Consider the following 18,655-nt stretch of genomic DNA (forward strand, 5'->3'; position numbering starts at 1 on the left):
GTTAAAATCTGCACCCTCAGTTCTGATAAGGATAGTGTGCTTTTTATAGAGGGTGAGGACTAGTGAATAATACTAATTCGTTACCATACCATTAGATATGAATAATAAAAAATCATGTGCCAATAATAATGAAGTTATAACCATAAAAGATGGGTAAAAATGGACTATTCAAGACGCGCTAAGATGGCTTTTTCAAACCAAGGTAGTTCAGCTTTATCGGCTTCTAGCTTCATAATAACTGCCAGCGCATGGGTGGCCAGTAGTTGTTGATAGTCACCACTTGCCTCAATCGTCAATAGCGATTCGGCAGGTAGCTCTTGCGTATTAGAGTTTTGCTCGTCAATACTGATTAATATCTGCTTATTATTTTTATAAAGGACGTCTACACGACCAAAAAACTGCCAGTCTTCAAAAGCGGCAATAATAGCGTCGGCGGCATCCTTAGTATAGATTTGCTGCGTCTTTTTGCCTGTATTGGTCCAATGCAGACGAACGGCTAACTGCAATGCCTCACTAAATACCACCAATGAACCCATAATTTTTACATGCCAAGGACTGGTCAGCAGCTCCTCGTCAATGCCAATTAACTTGGCAGCTTCGTGAGCTGACATAGGTGTATTGAATTGAAGCAGTAATTCAGGTGTAAGCGGATGCGACTGCTTGACGGCATCGTCTAAGCTATCATAATGATACAGAAAAGGCAGTGGCAAATCTTGCGTGACGGTCTTTTTGATGATTTTACAGTTGTGTATCTGCCAGCCAATCGCCTTGTCAGTCAAAGCTTCTGCTAAGATAATAGCGTTTGGATCGATAGTTTGAGTATTATTATCAGGCTCAGTACCAAGTTGCTCTAAGCCAGTACTATTAGGCGTAGAGATATTTGATTCAGACGTTTGGACACTGTCATTGGTTTGAGCATTGTCATTGAGTGTTGAAGACGGGTCGCCGTTATCTAGGCTATCTGATCTATTGGTCGGCAAAGTAGGCAAATCCATAAACATAGCGTTATTAAAATAGAGGGTTAATATAACATTTAAAAGGCATGGTCCGCCAATAAATTAGTAGGATAAGCTAGGGAGTGTACAGCTTGATTTTATCAACGACGGAAATGATAGCAACTTGTACTAAACTTATATTTCGTCCACTATATGACAAGCGCACTAAACCATTTTAAAAGCTTTTAAGCATCCAACAATCAAATAATCAAAGGAAAAAATAATGACTGAAGTAAATCAAAAGACTGCTTATGATGACAATAATATTTTTGCCAAAATGTTAGATGGTGATATTCCTTGTCATAAAGTCTATGAAGACGACAAAACCCTTGCTTTTATGGATATCATGCCGCAAGCCGAAGGTCATGTATTGGTGATACCCAAGCAAAAAGCGGTAGATTTGGTAGATCTTGAGCCAGAGTATGCCGCTGCTGTCCTGATGACTTCTAAAAAGGTTGTGCAAGCACAGCGTCAAGTGTTTGAGCGTGAAGGGGTTATTCAGATGCAGTTGAATGGCTCACAAGCCGGTCAAACGGTTTTTCATTATCATGTGCATTTGATTCCATCGAGTATTCACGAGTTAGGACGTCATGCAGTAACGCAGGCTGATCAAGGTGAGCTTGCAGATATTGCCAAGCGACTTGCTACAGCTATTAGTGCTGCCTGATATCGAGGCATAAATTGCTAGGATGATAGGTATATAAGATTGAAGGGCAACTAACAAGTTGCCTTTTTTATTGCCCAGTAATCATTGTGTAATAAACGTTAAGTTATTGTTGTAAACACGCGTTTATCTTGGGATTTGGCTAAAGTTTATGTTACATAGTATTCCCATCTACACAGAATGCGTCGGTATTATTGCTAACGTGCTGTTTTAATATTGATGACATCTATTGTTTGTAAATTGATATCTACTATGTTGATGAGTATCAGGGATAGGATTCTTTATCACTTATTTTTACGGATTTGAGGATACCACTGCTTATGAGTAACGGTTCACGCTCTACCATTTTACTACCAGTCTTTATACCCGCAGCTGTGATTATGCTGCTGTTGGTCATCGGTACCGCCATCAATCCTGAGGCAGCAGGGGCGCTGTTTAGCGATGTGCTTAGTTTTACGACCGAGACCTTCGGCTGGTTTTACATGCTGGCGGTGGCCCTGTTTTTGATGTTTATTATTGTACTGGCGTTTTCGTCTTATGGCAGTATCAAGCTGGGCCCTGATCATGGGGAGGCGGAATACGGATTCCTTGAATGGTTTGCCATGCTGTTTTCGGCAGGCTACGGGATTGCGCTACTATTTTATGGAGTAGCGGAACCAGTGATGCATTTTTCTAGTCCGCCAATGTCTGATCCGCAGACCATTGCGGCGGCAAAAGAGGCGATGCAGATTGCTTATTTTCACTGGGGTTTTCATATTTGGGCGATTTATGGTGTCGTTGGTTTATCACTGGCATATTTTGCCTTTCGTCATGGTCTACCATTATCAATACGTTCGACACTGTATCCGATTATTGGTGACAGGATTCATGGCCCTATCGGTCATACGGTCGATGTGTTTGCGATATTGGGTACGATGTTTGGTATTGCCACCAGTCTTGGTCTGTCAGTATCGCAAATCAATGCAGGTCTAAACTACTTATTACCTGATATTATCCCCGTGAATACTACCATACAGGTCGTGGCGATTGCATTAGTGACATCGGCAGCACTGGTGTCCGTATTGGCAGGGATGGACAAAGGGGTAAAACGCTTGTCTATTCTAAATATGGTATTGGCAACCGCGTTGATGGTGTTTGTATTTGTAGTAGGGCCGACGATCTTTATCCTAAATGCCTTTATGGAAAATACGGGTAGTTATTTGGGTAATATCATTGAGCGTACCTTTAGCTTACAAGCGTACGAGAATAGCGATTGGATCGGTAGCTGGACCTTATTTATCTTTGCATGGACGATTGCATGGGCGCCTTTTGTCGGTCTGTTTATCGCCAAGATTAGCCGTGGCCGTACCATCCGTGAGTTTGTACTCGGTGTGATGTTGGTGCCAACGTTCTTTACGTTCTTTTGGTTTTCGGTGTTTGGTGATACTGCCCTACATATGATTATGGTCGATGGCTATAACTCACTCATCAGCGAGGTACAAAACAACCAAGCGATTGCTTTATTTAAATTATTAGAGCGGTTACCGTTTACCGAATTTGTGTCGTCATTGACTATTTTGTTGATTATTACGTTTTTTGTGACGTCATCAGATTCTGGCTCATTGGTGATCGATTCGCTAGCGGCTGGCGGGCGTAGTGATACGCCATGGTGGCAGCGCAGCTTTTGGGTAGTGACTGAAGGGGCCGTTGCCGCGGTGCTTTTGATTGCTGGCGGTCTCACAGCGCTACAAACGGCGGCAATCGTTAGTGCACTACCATTTGCGATTATCATTCTGATCTCCATGTTCGGTATGTGGCGCGCATTGCGTATCGAGGGACATCGTAATCAAAGTCTCGATCAAAATAACAAACTACCGCCGCACTTGCTTAAACCGTCTGCATGGCGTGAGCGCATCGACTATATGGCTGATAAGCCCACACGTGACAAGGTGCTAAACTACATCAAAGAAGTGGTGATGCCCTCGATGATGGAAGTGTCGTCTAAATTTGCAGAAACAGGTTGGACGACTGAGGTGAATTATGATGCAGCCAATAACCGTGCCGTGCTTGAGTTGCAACGTGGTGACGATGTCGAGTTTTGGTATGAAGTGCGCTTGTCTGAACATGAAGCGCCTGATTATTATACTGAAAGCAGCGCCGACACCTTGCCGCAAGAACACTATCATCGCGCTGAGGTGTATCTGCGCCGTGGTGGTCAGACCTATGACTTATACGGTTATAAGTCTGAATCGGTGATCAATGATATCATCGATCAGTTTGAGAAGTATTTGCACTTCTTGAATGTGTCACCTGATAGCCTACCGTGGCGTATGCAAGCGCATGATGATGCTATCACGCTAGAGCAGGGCAGTGTGCTTGATAAATAATGAATAGAATGTATCAAAAATGAGTAATGCTTATGCAAGCTATTCACGTTAATCGCTTGCAATAAATGTAAGAATCCTTAGAATAACGGCTTGTTTTCCTTACAAATCAAGCCGTTTTTTTATGTCTATTGATTCTCCTGTGTTACCTTCATCCTCGACTTCGTCCGACCATCCATTGTTGCAACCCTTAAATATAGGTGGTCTGACGATTGAAAACCGTTTGATGGTTGCGCCGATGGCGGGCGTGACGGACAATCCTTTTCGCCGATTGTGTAAGTCATTTGGCGCAGGTCATGCGGTCAGCGAGATGATCATCGCTGATACGGCACTTTATGCACGCAAAAAATCCCTGTATCGTGCCAATTTCGACAATGAGATTGCGCCTATTTCTGCACAGATAGCAGGCGCAGAGCCAGACAAATTGGCTGAAGCGGCTCGTTATCAAATCTATAATGGCGCGCAGATTATCGATATCAATATGGGCTGTCCGGCCAAAAAAGTCTGCCGTAAGCTGGCAGGCTCAGCGCTGCTGCAAGATGAAGATTTAGTAGCAAAATTGCTTGACGCTGCAGTCAATGCCGTTGATGCGCCTGTGACATTAAAAACACGATTGGGGTTTGAAAACGGTCGTGAAAACATCCTGCGAGTCGCTAAGCGGGCAGAGCAAGCAGGTATTGCCGCGATTGCGATTCATGGGCGTACGCGCGAGGATATGTATACGGGCGAGGCGCGTTATGAGTTAATACGCGAAGTCAAAGACAGCATTAGCATTCCTGTCATTGCGAATGGCGATATCGATAGCGCGCAAAAAGCGCAGCATGTTTATGAGATGACAGGCTGTGATGCGGTGATGATTGGGCGAGCCGCGCAAGGGCAGCCGTGGATATTTCGTGATATTGAGCATTTTTTACGCACAGGTGACGTGCTTGATGCCCCAAGTGTGAGCGAGATTAAGGAAGTTGTACTGGCGCATTTGCAAGAGCTGTATGACTTTTACGGCGAGTACTCCGGCTGCCGTATCGCCCGCAAGCATATTGCGTGGTATACGACAGGCATCCCCAACTCCAACGCTTTCCGTCAAGCGATGTATGGCGAGGAGAGTACAGCAGGGCAGTTCCGCGTGGTTGAGCGTTTTTTGCAGACGCATGAGTAGTAATGATCTGTACAGTTTCATCACGCTTATCATAAGCATAAATCACTGATACCTCTTTCAGCTCTATTGATTAAAGCTATATTTTATCAACAGGAGCGGCTTCGTTAAAAGGCATAGCATCAGGGTTTTTCTCAGATGTTGGCTTTTCTTTTTGCCAAGGGAATCGGCCTTCTAGCTCAACTTGTAGTGATAAACTCAAAAACGTACGAATAAGCACGATAATACCCAATACTAAGACTCTGCGTAATGTCGGCTCTGTCACCACCGTTGCCATAATGTCTGCGGCAATCAGTACCTCAAGTCCCAAAAGAATGGATTTGCCAACGGTCTGCCTGCTCTCTACATAGGTATTATGGTTCAGGCCGCCCGATATCCGAAATGCTTTGTAAAAGGCAAAGAGGAGTCCAAAGAACATAATCAAGACACCAATGACTTCGACTATCTTGGCAATCAAGTCAATATAATGGGTTAGGTTTCCGATCAAAATAATGTCTCCTCTGTATCAGTCAGCAAAAAGTATGGTGCTAAATATCGTCACTATTATATGATGATATATCACTATAAACCTCTAAAACCGTCAAGTTAACTATCAGCTATTGGTGTTTTGTTCACTGTATGCGATATTTTTTTGCTATGCTGTAAACGAATATTCATTGGCATAGGACAGACAAAAAGGACTTTTTATGGCTAATCCCTCGAAAAAAGCAATAACAAAAGCAGTAAAAGGCAAGAATATTATCATTACGGGTGCATCAAGTGGTATTGGCGAGCGTACGGCTTTTTTATTAAGTGAGTGCGGGGCGCATGTTATTTTGTTGGCGCGTACTGAAGACAAACTAAAAACCGTCAAAGAAAATATTGAAATATTGGGTGGCAGGGCCAGTTATTATCCATGTGACCTCACCAATATGGATGAGATTGAGAAAATCAGCGAACAAATTCTTGCTGATTTTAAACATGTGGATGTATTGGTCAATAATGCTGGTCGTTCGATTCGCCGTTCAGTCCATGAGTCGGTCAACCGTTTTCATGACTTTGAGCGCACCATGGAAATCAATTATTTTGGCGCGGTCAAAATTATTTTGGGTTTCTTGCCGACGATGATTAGCCGCCAAACAGGTCAAGTCGTCAATATCTCTTCGATTGGGGTATTGGCCAACAGCCCTCGTTTTGCCGCGTATGTGGCGTCAAAATCTGCACTAGATGCGTTTAGTCGTTGCTTAGCCGCGGAAGTCAAAGGCGATAATATCAAGGTCACCAATATCTTTATGCCTTTGGTACGTACCCCTATGATCGCCCCCACCAAGCTATACCGTTATATGCCAGCTTTGATGCCTGATGAAGCTGCATTAATGGTCGCAAAAGCGATTGTCCATAAGCCAAACAGTATTGCCAGTAATATGGGCAAATTCGCCTCAGCCACTTATTCGTTGGTGCCAGCATTTAACGTCGGTATTCAATCAATTGGTTATCGTATCTTCCCAAGTTCGACGGCAGCGCAAACGACTGATAGCAAGCCTAACTTTGCTCAGCGTGCCTTTGCTAGAATTCTTCCTGGTGAGCATCACTAAGATAGGTTTATTCTTAATTATTACGAAAACAAAAAAAGGATACGATGGTATCCTTTTTTAATACTGTAAAAATGGCTTAAATCCATATAGTTAAGTAGGGGAGTGGCAGCATTTTGTTCTTAGCAATTTACTTCGGTTAAAGTTTATTTACCATATATGGGCTTAGCGTGAGAATACGACGTGCTTTCGTCCTTCCATCATTACTAATGAATAGACTAATAGATAAAAGTTTGACAAAAAACCTAAGAAAATATTTATTATAATGAAATATTCAGAACCCACTAGAAAGCTTCTCATGATTCTTGAGTTTCCCGCTGAGGTAAAGCCAAAGAACATAAACCAACCTATATTTATAAGAAGTAATATTAATGCAGTTATAAGAATAGTTCTTTTGGGATTTTCACCGACTGCATGACTTAACTTATCTGGGTTTTTTGCTGCTAGTTTAAATTCCCTGACAACTTTGTTTGATACCCCTTTCATGAAATAAGTGAGAGTAATTATAAAAAATATTAATACAAAATATAGTATAACTGCATCGCTCAGCAACCTTATTCTACCCGAAGCTAATTCCATTGATTGTGCAAAGGGAGTAATACCTTGATAGTTTTTGTACTTGGAGCCTAGTATTAAAGAAGTGAAAAAAACTGCAAAAAACCCATAAAAATAAGCATAATTAAATGGCGATAAATCGTTTAATAGATTAACCATAGTTTTATGAGAAATATAATGATGCTCTTCTGTCATTTTTTATGTTCACCTTAATTTTTTTAGGCTATACCCCAACGGAACCAACTATCTCACCCTTCAAACCTATTAATAGACTACTTAAAACAGACTGGTATAATGGAACCACTTATAACAGACTAGTGAAACCAGCAGACCTTGCTTGGCTTTTCTATTGTCCAGCCTGTGAGTAACAATACTCGCAGGCTACAGTATCAGCGATAAACGGTTCTATAAAAAGTATCGCAATTTAGTACTTTATTCAACCAAACACTCGCCACAATATCCAAAATATACCTATCATCAATACCGCGATGACAAGCAATCGTTTTAGCCAATAAGGGAGTAAAGGTTTTTTATAGCCCAAGTCATTGAGTTGACTGTCGACACCCGCTTGTAAGCTTTTAAACCCTTGCCCTGGCTGAGTAGATTTGACACGATTTTTTACCAATGGACCAGGCTCATCTTCGACCTCTTGCTCTCTATCGAAACTAATGGCCTGATTGGGGATACCTTGTTTGCTGGCGATGGTATTGAGCTTTTGCTGTTGTTTTACTTTGAGTGCTGTCTCATAGGCATCAATCCTAGTTTTGGCTTCATCCATACTGATGTTTTCGTCTGCCGCCAACGTTTTGATGGCCATCACCAAGTTGTTTTTTTCGACCATCATAATGATGTCTTTTGGCAACTTTGTACTGACCGGCTTTTTGCTAGGGTCGGGGTTAAACATGGCTGTCCTTATTACGGCGTATGCGTGTGAATGAGTAGTCGCGTTTATTATAACCATTTTACATATAGAGTATTCAAGTTACACACAGAGTATTCAAGCAAAAAAATACCGCGATCACATTGCGATCGCGGTATTTTGGTATTTATCTATGATTAGCATTTATGCCAATTTTAATAAATTATAGGTCTTTCCAGCGTTGGATAGATTCTTTGATGACCTCTTTCGCTTGCGCAACATCACCCCAAGATTCAACCACAGTAGTGCCCGCTTTTTTCAGGTCTTTATAGTGGCTGAAATGGAACTCTAGTTGGTTGATTAACTGCTTTGGTAGGTCTTCTAGGCTGTTGTAAGCATTACCTGTGTCACGGTCGTCAGCAGGGACGACAACGATTTTGTCATCGACTTCGCCATCATCAACAAACTTCATGACACCGATGACTTTGGCCTTTAAAAAGATGCCAGTCGGTAGTGGCTGTTCAGTCAAAATCAATGCATCTAGCTCATCACCATCTTCGTCAAGCGTTTGCGGGATGAAACCATAGTTACATGGCTTAGCAAAAATCTGTGGATCAATACGATCAAGCTCAAATACGGCCAAGTCGCGATTCCACTCAATTTTATGGCTGCTACCAGCTGGGATCTCTACGACTACGTTGATGATACCGCCGTCTACGTCGCCTGCGTCCAAAATTTTATTAAAATCTGCCATGAAATACTCCAATTTGCTTTTGTTTTAGAGGTTTGAATGATTGATTTAGCTAGGGATACTGCAAAATTTTTACCGCACCCGATTTGTACTGGGTGCGATTATAACAAGTTTGGTCTAAATTTTCTCTTAATGCTTAAGTCTAAGCGTGCAAGATATTATGCAAAAAAAGATTATGCAAAAATGGACTCAAAACTCACTTTGGCGCTATTGCTCGTAATTCAATCAGTCCAGCATGACGCTTGGCGATATTGTCGATAAGTTTTTGAGTAACTATCTTGTAGTTTAATGTGTCGCTGATTTGTTGAGTCGTTTGTGTTTCTGACTCTTTTTGCTCTGAATCTGTCTGCATGGCCACAAAATCAGACAAGCGCAACATCTGCATCCCCGCATAACCGCAAGGATTGATAGCATTAAATGCTGACAAATCACAGTCTAAGTTAATTGCGATACCATGATAGCTAAAACCATGCTTAATCTTGAAGCCCAACGACGCTATTTTTCCAAGCATAATCTTATTATCAAGAGATTTGTCATCTAGCGAGTTGTTATTAGCATTGCTACTGTCATCCGCTACAGTGGGGTCAGAATACATATAAACGCCAGGTGCATCACGGCGGGCGTGGGCACTGATATTGTCACGACTAGATGGCGAGCTATGCAGACAGTCATTAACGACGTCTTCTATCGCTTGTTCAGCATGGGAGACCAGATGGCGTACACTCCAGCCCAAACTGTTTAAGTCAAACAACCAGTAAAGTACCAGCTGTCCGTGACCGTGCCAAGTTACCTGACCACCGCGGTCGGTCTTGATGATAGGCGTGTCGGTGCGCTGCAATATGTGTTCTTCTTTGCCTGCTTGTCCAAGCGTATAAACATCGTTGTGATCAACGATCCATAACTCATCAGGCGTGCGCAGTCCTTGCTGTTTTTTTAGATCAATACGTTCGAGAGTACGTGACAGCATGGCATCGAGAGTGGGAACATAATCGGCTGCTGACAGAGATTTACTGATCAGCATGTCATTGAGCGGTTGTGTGTCGTTTTGCATGAGCGTGTCTGTCTTATTATTGTCTGGTTTAAATATATATAATGCCGATGGCTAGTGTAGCAGTTTTGGCAGGTATCGCTCAAAGATTATATGCTATCACGCAGTCTAAAAGACAGTTAAATACTAAGGGTGAAAGTCATGAAGGATTCATAAAAATATTTATATATCATTGGGTTAGCTGATAGGTAGACAACACTAGTACAGACGCACTAGTCAACCAAAGAAGCTGTTCATTGCGCAGTCAATGCGCTACATTAAAGTTTGATAAGCAAAACCGAATAAAATGTACGGTCAGGGCATATAACGGATGCGCGCGTCTGACTAACAAAGTAACACCATAATTCAATAAACATATTGAGCATGTGACATCATATGAGCACGACAAGGAAGATAAATGACAGATAGCAACCAACACGTCCATGAGCAGGCACCAACCGATGCAAGTTTTGCGCTGCAGCGTATGCCTGAAGCACTGAGTACCGCAAAAACCATCGATGAGATGAAAGCGCAATTTGCGCGCTTACAAATGCTAAGCCGTAAGCAGCCGATCAATGATTGGGGTACTCGTGAGACCCAGCTAGATAATTTAGAAGTGATGCTGAGCGACAATCAAGAAAGCTTTGCAAAAGCAATCAGCGCAGACTTTGGCTATCGTAGCCAATCAGAGACTCAGTTTGCTGAGTTGTTTCCAAGCTTCACAGGTATCAGTCATGCCAAAAAGCACGGTAAAAAATGGATGAAAACGTATCGTGCGCCTATTTCACCCATATATATGCCCGCTCACAACGAGATTCAGCCGCAGCCATTGGGGGTGGTCGGTATCATGGTGCCTTGGAATTATCCTTTATTTTTGGCAATCGGACCGATGATTGATGCGCTTGTCGCAGGCAACCGGGTCATGGTCAAAATGAGCGAAGCTGCGCCGCAGTTTGCTCAGACATTTGCTGATGCCATTTCTCGTTATTTTTCGCCCGATATGATCTGCGTGGTACTGGGCGAGGTTGATATTGCGGCCGCCTTTAGCGAATTACCTTTTGACCATCTACTCTATACTGGGTCGACTGCGGTCGGCAAAAAGGTAATGGCTGCCGCCGCGCCTAACTTGACACCAGTGACGCTTGAGCTTGGCGGTAAGTCACCAGTGATTGTATTGGATGATGCCAATCTAGAGTCGGTGGTCAACCGTGTCATGATGGGTAAAACACTAAATGCAGGTCAGACGTGTATTGCCCCAGATTATGTATTGATTCAGCGTCAATATCATGACCAGTTTATCCATTTGGCAAAAGAGTGGATGGCCAAGCATTATCCCAATATCGAAAACAATCCAGACTATTCACGCATTATCAATGGTGAGCAGTTTAAACGGGTCAAGGGTTACCTAGACGCGCTAACAGGTGTTGAGATACACGCACTTACTGCAGTTGAGCCCAATATCGAAACGCGCTTGATGCCACCTGTGATTGTGAGCGAGCCTGCGCCTGATAGCGATCTGATGCAAAATGAGATTTTTGCTCCGATTTTGCCGCTGATGCATTATGAGACATTGGATGATGCGATTTCTTTCGTCAACGCGCGTCCACGTCCATTAGCGCTGTATGTCTTTAGTGACAACTATAGCAGCATCGAAAACGTGCGTAACAATACCGTCTCTGGGGGTCTATGTATCAATGAAGTGATCATGCATGTCGCCCAGCATGACTTACCGTTTGGTGGGGTCGGTGACTCTGGTACAGGCGCATACCATGGCAAAGCGGGCTTTGAGCGCTTGAGCCATATGAAACCTATCTTTGTACAGACCAAGCTAAATGGTCTCAATTTCTTATTGCCGCCTTATGGTGGACTGTTTAAAAAGGCGATGGCATTGTTTTTGAAATAATTGCTCTATGGGAGTTATTCAAAAATTGATTTTGAACTCTCTTCATTCGATACCTATATCTATAGCATCTATCAAAATAGGTGCTATTTTTTTGTCAAAAAATCAAAGGTTAGCATTGGGAAAAGCGTTATCAATGATAGCGTTTATATCTGCATGGCATGAGGTTTAACCATCTCAGCAATCGACAAATAAGCATTTGTTATTACTCCTATAAGTCGCTACACTTTGTAGTAAGTCTAAACAACAGTGAATGATTCATAGATGTTGTGAGTCAATATGGCATCGTGATGCTCTGTGGTTGTGATACTTCTTTCATGCCAGTACAAAACAATAAATAGGACAAAGCATGCGCCAATGGATTGCATTAAGCTTACTGTGTATGAGCGCGTTGTTGCTGCCTTTATCAGCATCCGCAGCTTGTGAGTCACCGATCAAGTTTGGCGCACTGACGTGGGAGAGCGGACAGTTTACCTCTGGGGTGCTTAAATATATTGCTGAAGAGGGTTACGGTTGTACGGTAGAAGAAGTGCCAGGAGCAGGACCTGCGCTTGAGACCGCATTGTCTCAAAACGATATTCAGATCATCGGTGAGCAGTGGATTGGACGCTCACCAATCATGGAAAATGCCATCGAGCAGAACAAAGTGGCTGTCATTGGCGATACACTCAAAGGCGGCGCAACCCAAGGGTGGTATGTCCCAAAATATGTATTAGAAGAAAACCCAGGGCTACGTCGTTATCAAGACCTGCCCAAATATGCTGATCTATTCAAAGACCCTGAAGATCCGAGCAAATCTCGCTTTATGAACTGTCCTTCTGGCTGGACCTGTGAGATTTTTAATACGCGCCTTCTAAAAAATACGGGGCTTGATAGTATTTTTAATAATGCTCATCCCGGTACGGGCGCTGCGCTCGATGCTGAAATCGCCTCTGCTTTTGAACAGCACAAGCCGCTATTGTTTTACTACTGGCAGCCTACGGGCCTAATGGCAAAGTATGACTTTGCTGCTTTGGAGTTCCCAGATCACAAAGATGCCTGCTGGCAAGACCTATTACTCGCTGATGGTACTTCCGATTGTGTATCTGGTTTTCCAGTATCGCCTCTTGGTATTGCAGCATCGACCCCATTTATCGACACCAATCCTGAGCTTGCAGAGGTGTTTAAGCGTGTTCAGTTCACCTCCGATGAGCTGAACGGCGCTATCTTGGAGATGAGTGAGAGTAAGCGTAGTGGCGATGAGCAGGCGTTGGTGTTTTTGCGTGATAACCCAGACGTTTGGCGCGGTTGGTTGTCTGAGGAAGCTGCTACCAATCTTGCGACTAAGCTAGGTGTCAGTTTGGACGGTACCACCTCGATTGATGATACTGCTTCTACTCTGGATCAGTCGGTATTATCATCCAGTTTTCCATCATGGTCGCTTGAGACCCCGCTCAACAATGCCTTATCAAGCGTCGTCCAAAACTACGGAGACGTATTTCGCACTATTAGCACGGTGACACTTACGTACTTGCTCTTACCCATTGAGCGATTATTAACGATTATTCCGCCTTGGCTGATTATCGCCTTGGTGGCTGTATTGGCGTGGTTTGGTGTACGCAAGATTTGGTTTGCGTTGGCATGCGGCGCGGGGCTATTTTTGATTGGTGCTTTTGGGTTATGGGGCGCGCTGATTGATACCTTAGCGTTACTCATCGTGTCAGTATTGGTCACGGTGGTGATTGGTATTCCTATCGGTATTGCCATGTCGGGTAGCAAGCTGCTGCGCAAGATTGTGACGCCAGTACTCGATGTGATGCAGACGATGCCAAGCTTTGTGTATCTCATACCGGTACTGATGCTGTTTGGTATTGGTAAAGTGCCTGCACTTTTTGCAACGGTTATTTACGCGCTGCCACCACTGATTCGCCTGACAACGTTGGGTGTTACCCAAGTGAATCATGAAATGGTCGAGGCAGGACGCTCTTTTGGTAGTACGCATTTGCAGCTACTCATTTGGATCAAGCTGCCACAAGCACTGCCCAGTATTATGGCAGGTATTAATCAGGCGGTCATGATGTCACTTGCGATGGTGGTGCTGGCGTCGATGATTGGTGCCCCAGGCCTTGGTGAAGATGTATTGCAATCTATCCAAACGCTTAATATCGGGCAAGGCTTACAAGCGGGTATGGCGATCGTTATCGTTGCCATTATCATTGACCGCATTACTCAAGCCTTTGGTCAAGGAAAGCGTGCTCGTCAAAAAACGATCAAAGCAGGCAGGCGTCCGATTGGGTAGAAACTTGTCCAATAGTCAATGAGTAAAGCCAGCATAAAAATCAAGCAAATAGCGAGAGTCACGATGAATCATATCCAGCTAAAAAATATCAGTAAAATCTATAATGCCAATAGCACGCAAGCCCAGTCTGCAATGGCGTTACTGGCTGAGGGTATGGATAGCGTTGCAGTTAAAGAACAAACTGGCTACTCGGTGGGGCTCTACGATATCAACTTGAATATCAAGGCAGGCGAGCTACATTGCATCATGGGGTTGTCAGGCTCTGGCAAGTCGACCTTGATACGTCATCTCAATCGATTGATTGATCCAACCAGCGGGGAGATATGGGTTAACACGACGGTCAATACCAAAACGCATGCCAAGGATAATACTCAGGCAAACACTGCGCCAGTAGACGAAAGCTCATCTAACGCTATCAATATTTTAGAACTTAATGATAAACAATTGCAGCACTACCGCCAGCAAACGGTCAGCATGGTTTTTCAGCATTTCGGCTTAGTTCCGCACATGACTGTGATTCAAAACGTCGCTTATGGTCTGCGTGTCCGTAAAATGAGTGTGAGCGAGCGTCATGAGATCGCGCGTTATTGGCTCAATGAAGTAGGGCTGACCAACCTAGAGCACAGCTACCCTGATGAGTTATCTGGCGGTATGCAGCAGCGAGTTGGGCTGGCTCGTGCGCTAGCAACGGACAATCCCATCTTATTGATGGATGAGGCATTCTCTGCGCTTGATCCGCTTATTCGCGCGCAGTTGCAAGATCAATTATTAGAACTACAAGAGCGCCTGAACAAAACCATCGTTTTTATCACCCATGATATCGATGAGGCTATTAAAGTTGGTCAGCGCATCAGTATTTTAAATGGCGGACGCTTAGTACAGACAGGAACACCAAGCGACTTAAGACACAATCCTGCTGATGATTATGTCGAGCAGTTTATGCGTGCCAAAGCTTAATTGGGATTGATGAGGGTGTCAGATACTTCTCTATCAGCACTCTTACTATCCTGTTAAATAAGTGTAGCTATCAACAGCTTACTATTAAAGTAGGCTCCAGTAGCGTTGTATACTATTAAGATGAACTAATGCGTCTCAACCATCAGAATCACTGTCTCTCCACCATTTTTCAAAGTCTTATCTCTTTAACTTGAGTTCCCTCATAATAGAATTTTGAGCTATTTATCGCTCATGGTTGCCAAAACTCGCACCATTCGTAACAAGGACATGTCATGTCATATAAAAACAATCAAAAAAATAGTAATCATGAAGAAATTAAGAAACCTCGCTCACCAAGCTGGCTAAAAAATGTTAGCGCCTTTAGCATGACAACAGTGCTAAGTGCAGGCATATTAGTCGCCTGTGGCCAGATGAGTAATGCAGAAAGCAGCGCAAGCAGTAGTACCAAATCAGGTAGTCAAAATACTGGTGTCACAAGCTCTCGTGACATGTTGCCTTCCGACATGCTCAAACAAATGCAAGCATTGCCGCAGCTAACGAGCGGCTTAGGCGACACAGGTGCGGCAGTGATTGATCCTAATAAGCCAACCTTGGTAAAATTTTGGGCGAGTTGGTGCCCGTTATGCTTGGGAACGTTAAAGGAGACTGAGACATGGCGCACTGATCCTAAATTTTCAGGGCTGAATGTCATGACTGTCGCCAGTCCTGGTCACCTGAATGAAAAAGCGGATGGTGAGTTTAGTACTTGGTATGCAGGCGTACAAGCGGACCACCCAAACTTGCCTGTCTTGACTGACCCTTCAGGTGAACTTATCAATAAGCTTGGTGTACAAGTTTATCCAAGCTGGGCTATCCTTGATAAAAATGGCAATCTAGTACACTTGGTAAAAGGTAATATATCAGTAGAGCAAGCCTACGCACTTGCCGAAAATGCAGATAATGGCTTCGCTGAGCTCAAAGCAGGTAACGCTAAACCTGCCAATGCACAAGCATCAGATAACAATAAAATCGAAACCATCAAGCAAAAAGATGGCGTGTACTACAATGAGACCGGCAAACCAATCAACACCCGCTCAATCTACCTTGCAGGGGGCTGTTTTTGGGGTGTTGAAGCTTATATGGAGCGCGTTGATGGCGTCATCGATGCCGTATCAGGTTACGCCAATGGCGATACAGCCAATCCAAGCTATGAGCAAGTCATTCGTGGCTCAGGTCATGCAGAAACCGTAAAAGTTACCTATGATGCCGACAAAACAGACCTCGATACCATCTTAAAATACTATTTCCGAGTGGTTGATCCAACGAGTCTGAACAAGCAAGGCAATGATCGCGGTGTGCAGTATCGCTCAGGTGTGTATTACACTGACAAAGAAGACAAAGCGGTGATTGATGCTGCGCTCAAGCGTGTACAAAGCAAATATGAGCAAAAAGTCGTGGTCGAAAATGAACCCTTAGATAATTTTTATTTGGCTGAGATGTATCATCAGGATTATCTGGCAAAAAATCCAAATGGCTATTGTCATATTGATTTGAGTCTTGCTGATGATAAGCCTGAAGGGGCAGCTCGCACCAAGCTTGCGCCAGTTGAGACTATTGCTGAGACGTTAGATCCCAAGCGCTATGCTAAATTTGACAAAGATGCGCTAAAGAATACCTTGACCAAAGCGCAATACAATATCACGCAAGAGGCTGGGACGGAGCGTGCTTTTAGTCATGAATATGACGATTTATTTGCACCAGGGATTTATGTCGACGTGGTGAGCGGTGAGCCGCTGTTTTTGTCGACTGATAAATACCAGTCAGGGTGCGGCTGGCCCAGCTTTACCAAGCCTATTGATATGCAAGTGATTACTCAGCATCAAGATACGGCATTCAATATGGTACGTACTGAGGTGCGCTCGCGCGTAGCAGATTCACATTTAGGTCATGTATTTTCTGATGGTCCAAAAGACCGTGGCGGGCTGCGTTATTGTATCAATGGCGGGGCGCTACAGTTCATCCCAGTCGATGTGATGCCGCAATCGGGCTATGCACCATTGGTAAAACTGGTGAAATCATAGTCGTTTTATTGCCACCTTTGAATAAATAAAAAAGACGTTAAGTTCACTCTTAGCGTCTTTTTTGTACCATGTACTGTTAGATATTCGATGATCATTTTCGCTAGTTGTACGAATTTTGCTGCAATCTCATGCGAACTCTGACATCAATACCAAACTTCGTTATACTGGATGGTTTATGGATGACGCATACTTTATGGGCGTCTATTATCCAGATGTTATTTATTATTCAGACATAAGGTCGCTTGGTTGATTCGGTGACACTTGTTTCTCATTTCTGCACTTTTAAGGCCATAGCATGACTGCTACTTATTCACCTATTATTACCTCACTGCTTGATAATGATTTGTACAAATTTACGATGTTGCAAGCCATGTTGCATCAATTTCCGCAGACGCATGGGGTCTACCGTTTTCGCTGCCGCAATCATAAAGACACCGCTTATCCACTCGCCAATATCAAAAAAGATCTAGAGCAGCAACTAGACAGTCTGTGTGAACTGCGCTTTTTGCCAGATGAGCTGGACTACCTACGTGGTTTGCGCTTTATGCGCTCAGACTTTGTTGATTATCTAGAATTATTTAAGTTAAAACGCCGGTTTATTACCGTCAGTATCGATGAAAAAGGTCGTTTGTCTATCGACATCGAAGGGCCGATGATTCAGGCAATGTTCTTTGAAGTATTTGTGCTGGCTATCGTCAATGAGCTTTATTTTAATGCGTTATCTGACGATAGTGTGATTGTAGAAGGACAGCGCCGCCTTGATGAAAAAGTGGCATTGCTGCATCAATATGCGGCAGAGCAGAAAAAAGAAGATCGTAATACGCCGCCGTTTATCGTCGCTGATTTTGGAACGCGTCGACGCTTTAGCAAACGCTGGCAGGCGCATGTGGTAGAGACACTATACAAGGCTGCGCCAAAAATCGTAGGCGGTACTTCTAATGTATATCTGGCAAAGCAGCTTGGCATGACGCCGATAGGCACGATGGCACATGAGTTTATGCAGGCATTTCAGGCATTGGATGTACGTCTGCGCGATTCACAAAAGGCAGCGCTTGAAGCATGGGTGCATGAATATCGCGGTGATTTGGGTATTGCATTGACAGACGTGGTTGGTATGGATGCGTTCTTGCGCGACTTTGATTTGTATTTTGCCAAGCTCTTTGATGGGCTGCGTCACGATAGTGGCGACCCTTACATCTGGGGTGATAAGGCAGTGGCACATTATGAAAAATTAAAAATAGATCCAAAGACAAAGATTTTGACTTTCAGTGATGGGCTGGATTTAGAAAAGGCTTGGGAGCTGCATCAATACTTCAAAGATCGTATTAGAACCAGCTTTGGCATTGGCACCAATTTGACCAATGACATGGGCATCACACCGATTAATATCGTGCTCAAATTAGTAGAGTGCAATGGTCAGCCAGTGGCCAAGCTGTCTGATAGCCCAGGCAAGACCATGATCAATAATGACACGTATCTTGCCTATCTACGCCAAGTCTTTGAAGTTGATGAGCCTGAATAA

Annotated in this window: 15 protein-coding genes; 9 read left to right on the forward strand and 6 right to left on the reverse strand. The window is 43.7% G+C overall.

The window, feature by feature from the left end; translation table 11 throughout:
- Positions 1–164: 164 nt before the first annotated feature.
- Complete coding sequence (locus CUR83_RS05750) at positions 165–995, reverse strand: hypothetical protein (protein WP_223335345.1); 831 nt, start codon at positions 993–995, stop codon at positions 165–167.
- A 223-nt stretch (positions 996–1,218) separates the two neighbouring features.
- Between CUR83_RS05750 and CUR83_RS05755 the strand changes: the two genes are divergently transcribed.
- The 3 genes from CUR83_RS05755 (at position 1,219) to dusB (ending at position 5,178) form a co-directional block, all read left to right on the forward strand.
- A complete protein-coding gene (locus CUR83_RS05755) occupies positions 1,219–1,662 on the forward strand; it encodes an HIT family protein (RefSeq protein ID WP_093070832.1) in 444 nt (147 codons plus the stop codon).
- A 317-nt stretch (positions 1,663–1,979) separates the two neighbouring features.
- Entirely contained in the window at positions 1,980–4,025 is a 2,046-nt protein-coding gene (locus CUR83_RS05760) for a BCCT family transporter (RefSeq protein WP_093070830.1), read from the forward strand.
- Positions 4,026–4,146: 121 nt separating this feature from the next.
- Positions 4,147–5,178 (forward strand): tRNA dihydrouridine synthase DusB, encoded by a 1,032-nt coding sequence (gene dusB / locus CUR83_RS05765; protein ID WP_083328792.1) that lies wholly within the window; start codon positions 4,147–4,149, stop codon positions 5,176–5,178.
- Between the two features lie 76 nt (positions 5,179–5,254).
- Here the strand turns inward: dusB and CUR83_RS05770 are convergent, their stop codons facing one another.
- The gene (locus CUR83_RS05770; RefSeq protein ID WP_071001367.1) at positions 5,255–5,662 is read right to left on the reverse strand and encodes a DUF1622 domain-containing protein; all 408 of its coding nucleotides are present in this window, start codon (positions 5,660–5,662) and stop codon (positions 5,255–5,257) included.
- 199 nt (positions 5,663–5,861) lie between these two features.
- On the opposite strand from CUR83_RS05770, the gene CUR83_RS05775 reads away from it, so the two are divergent.
- A complete protein-coding gene (locus tag CUR83_RS05775; RefSeq protein WP_071001368.1) occupies positions 5,862–6,749 on the forward strand; it encodes an SDR family NAD(P)-dependent oxidoreductase in 888 nt (295 codons plus the stop codon).
- Positions 6,750–6,911: 162 nt separating this feature from the next.
- Here the strand turns inward: CUR83_RS05775 and CUR83_RS05780 are convergent, their stop codons facing one another.
- From CUR83_RS05780 to lipB, 4 genes are all read right to left on the reverse strand, one after another.
- Positions 6,912–7,496 (reverse strand): hypothetical protein, encoded by a 585-nt coding sequence (locus tag CUR83_RS05780; RefSeq protein ID WP_071001369.1) that lies wholly within the window; start codon positions 7,494–7,496, stop codon positions 6,912–6,914.
- A gap of 241 nt (positions 7,497–7,737) precedes the next feature.
- Complete coding sequence (locus CUR83_RS05785; protein ID WP_223332964.1) at positions 7,738–8,205, reverse strand: hypothetical protein; 468 nt, start codon at positions 8,203–8,205, stop codon at positions 7,738–7,740.
- 178 nt (positions 8,206–8,383) lie between these two features.
- Positions 8,384–8,914 (reverse strand): inorganic diphosphatase, encoded by a 531-nt coding sequence (locus CUR83_RS05790; protein ID WP_223332963.1) that lies wholly within the window; start codon positions 8,912–8,914, stop codon positions 8,384–8,386.
- A gap of 193 nt (positions 8,915–9,107) precedes the next feature.
- Entirely contained in the window at positions 9,108–9,962 is an 855-nt protein-coding gene (gene lipB / locus CUR83_RS05795; RefSeq protein WP_223332961.1) for a lipoyl(octanoyl) transferase LipB, read from the reverse strand.
- A gap of 394 nt (positions 9,963–10,356) precedes the next feature.
- Between lipB and CUR83_RS05800 the strand changes: the two genes are divergently transcribed.
- The 5 genes from CUR83_RS05800 (at position 10,357) to pncB (ending at position 18,655) form a co-directional block, all read left to right on the forward strand.
- Positions 10,357–11,841: a coniferyl aldehyde dehydrogenase gene (locus tag CUR83_RS05800; protein ID WP_425301262.1), complete on the forward strand. Its 1,485-nt coding sequence runs from the start codon at positions 10,357–10,359 to the stop codon at positions 11,839–11,841.
- A gap of 346 nt (positions 11,842–12,187) precedes the next feature.
- Complete coding sequence (locus CUR83_RS05805) at positions 12,188–14,116, forward strand: glycine betaine ABC transporter substrate-binding protein (protein WP_223332959.1); 1,929 nt, start codon at positions 12,188–12,190, stop codon at positions 14,114–14,116.
- Positions 14,117–14,179: 63 nt separating this feature from the next.
- Entirely contained in the window at positions 14,180–15,073 is an 894-nt protein-coding gene (locus tag CUR83_RS05810) for an ATP-binding cassette domain-containing protein (protein ID WP_071001373.1), read from the forward strand.
- Positions 15,074–15,387: 314 nt separating this feature from the next.
- Positions 15,388–17,133: a bifunctional peptide-methionine (S)-S-oxide reductase MsrA/peptide-methionine (R)-S-oxide reductase MsrB gene (gene msrAB / locus CUR83_RS05815; protein ID WP_379542890.1), complete on the forward strand. Its 1,746-nt coding sequence runs from the start codon at positions 15,388–15,390 to the stop codon at positions 17,131–17,133.
- Positions 17,134–17,428: 295 nt separating this feature from the next.
- Positions 17,429–18,655, forward strand: a complete 1,227-nt coding sequence (gene pncB / locus CUR83_RS05820; protein WP_071001375.1) for a nicotinate phosphoribosyltransferase — start codon at positions 17,429–17,431, stop codon at positions 18,653–18,655.

The organism is Psychrobacter pocilloporae (assembly GCF_029872915.1).
Taxonomy (GTDB): domain Bacteria; phylum Pseudomonadota; class Gammaproteobacteria; order Pseudomonadales; family Moraxellaceae; genus Psychrobacter; species Psychrobacter pacificensis.

What these genes read in the sequence shown, in the direction of transcription:
- CUR83_RS05750 (WP_223335345.1), bottom strand. Translation starts at nt 995, where the DNA reads ATGGATTTGCCTACTTTGCCGACCAATAGATCAGATAGCCTAGATAAC.
- CUR83_RS05755 (WP_093070832.1), top strand. Translation starts at nt 1,219, where the DNA reads ATGACTGAAGTAAATCAAAAGACTGCTTATGATGACAATAATATTTTT.
- CUR83_RS05760 (WP_093070830.1), top strand. Translation starts at nt 1,980, where the DNA reads ATGAGTAACGGTTCACGCTCTACCATTTTACTACCAGTCTTTATACCC.
- dusB (WP_083328792.1), top strand. Translation starts at nt 4,147, where the DNA reads ATGTCTATTGATTCTCCTGTGTTACCTTCATCCTCGACTTCGTCCGAC.
- CUR83_RS05775 (WP_071001368.1), top strand. Translation starts at nt 5,862, where the DNA reads ATGGCTAATCCCTCGAAAAAAGCAATAACAAAAGCAGTAAAAGGCAAG.
- CUR83_RS05780 (WP_071001369.1), bottom strand. Translation starts at nt 7,496, where the DNA reads ATGACAGAAGAGCATCATTATATTTCTCATAAAACTATGGTTAATCTA.
- CUR83_RS05785 (WP_223332964.1), bottom strand. Translation starts at nt 8,205, where the DNA reads ATGTTTAACCCCGACCCTAGCAAAAAGCCGGTCAGTACAAAGTTGCCA.
- CUR83_RS05790 (WP_223332963.1), bottom strand. Translation starts at nt 8,914, where the DNA reads ATGGCAGATTTTAATAAAATTTTGGACGCAGGCGACGTAGACGGCGGT.
- lipB (WP_223332961.1), bottom strand. Translation starts at nt 9,962, where the DNA reads ATGCAAAACGACACACAACCGCTCAATGACATGCTGATCAGTAAATCT.
- CUR83_RS05800 (WP_425301262.1), top strand. Translation starts at nt 10,357, where the DNA reads ATGACAGATAGCAACCAACACGTCCATGAGCAGGCACCAACCGATGCA.
- CUR83_RS05805 (WP_223332959.1), top strand. Translation starts at nt 12,188, where the DNA reads ATGCGCCAATGGATTGCATTAAGCTTACTGTGTATGAGCGCGTTGTTG.
- CUR83_RS05810 (WP_071001373.1), top strand. Translation starts at nt 14,180, where the DNA reads ATGAATCATATCCAGCTAAAAAATATCAGTAAAATCTATAATGCCAAT.
- pncB (WP_071001375.1), top strand. Translation starts at nt 17,429, where the DNA reads ATGACTGCTACTTATTCACCTATTATTACCTCACTGCTTGATAATGAT.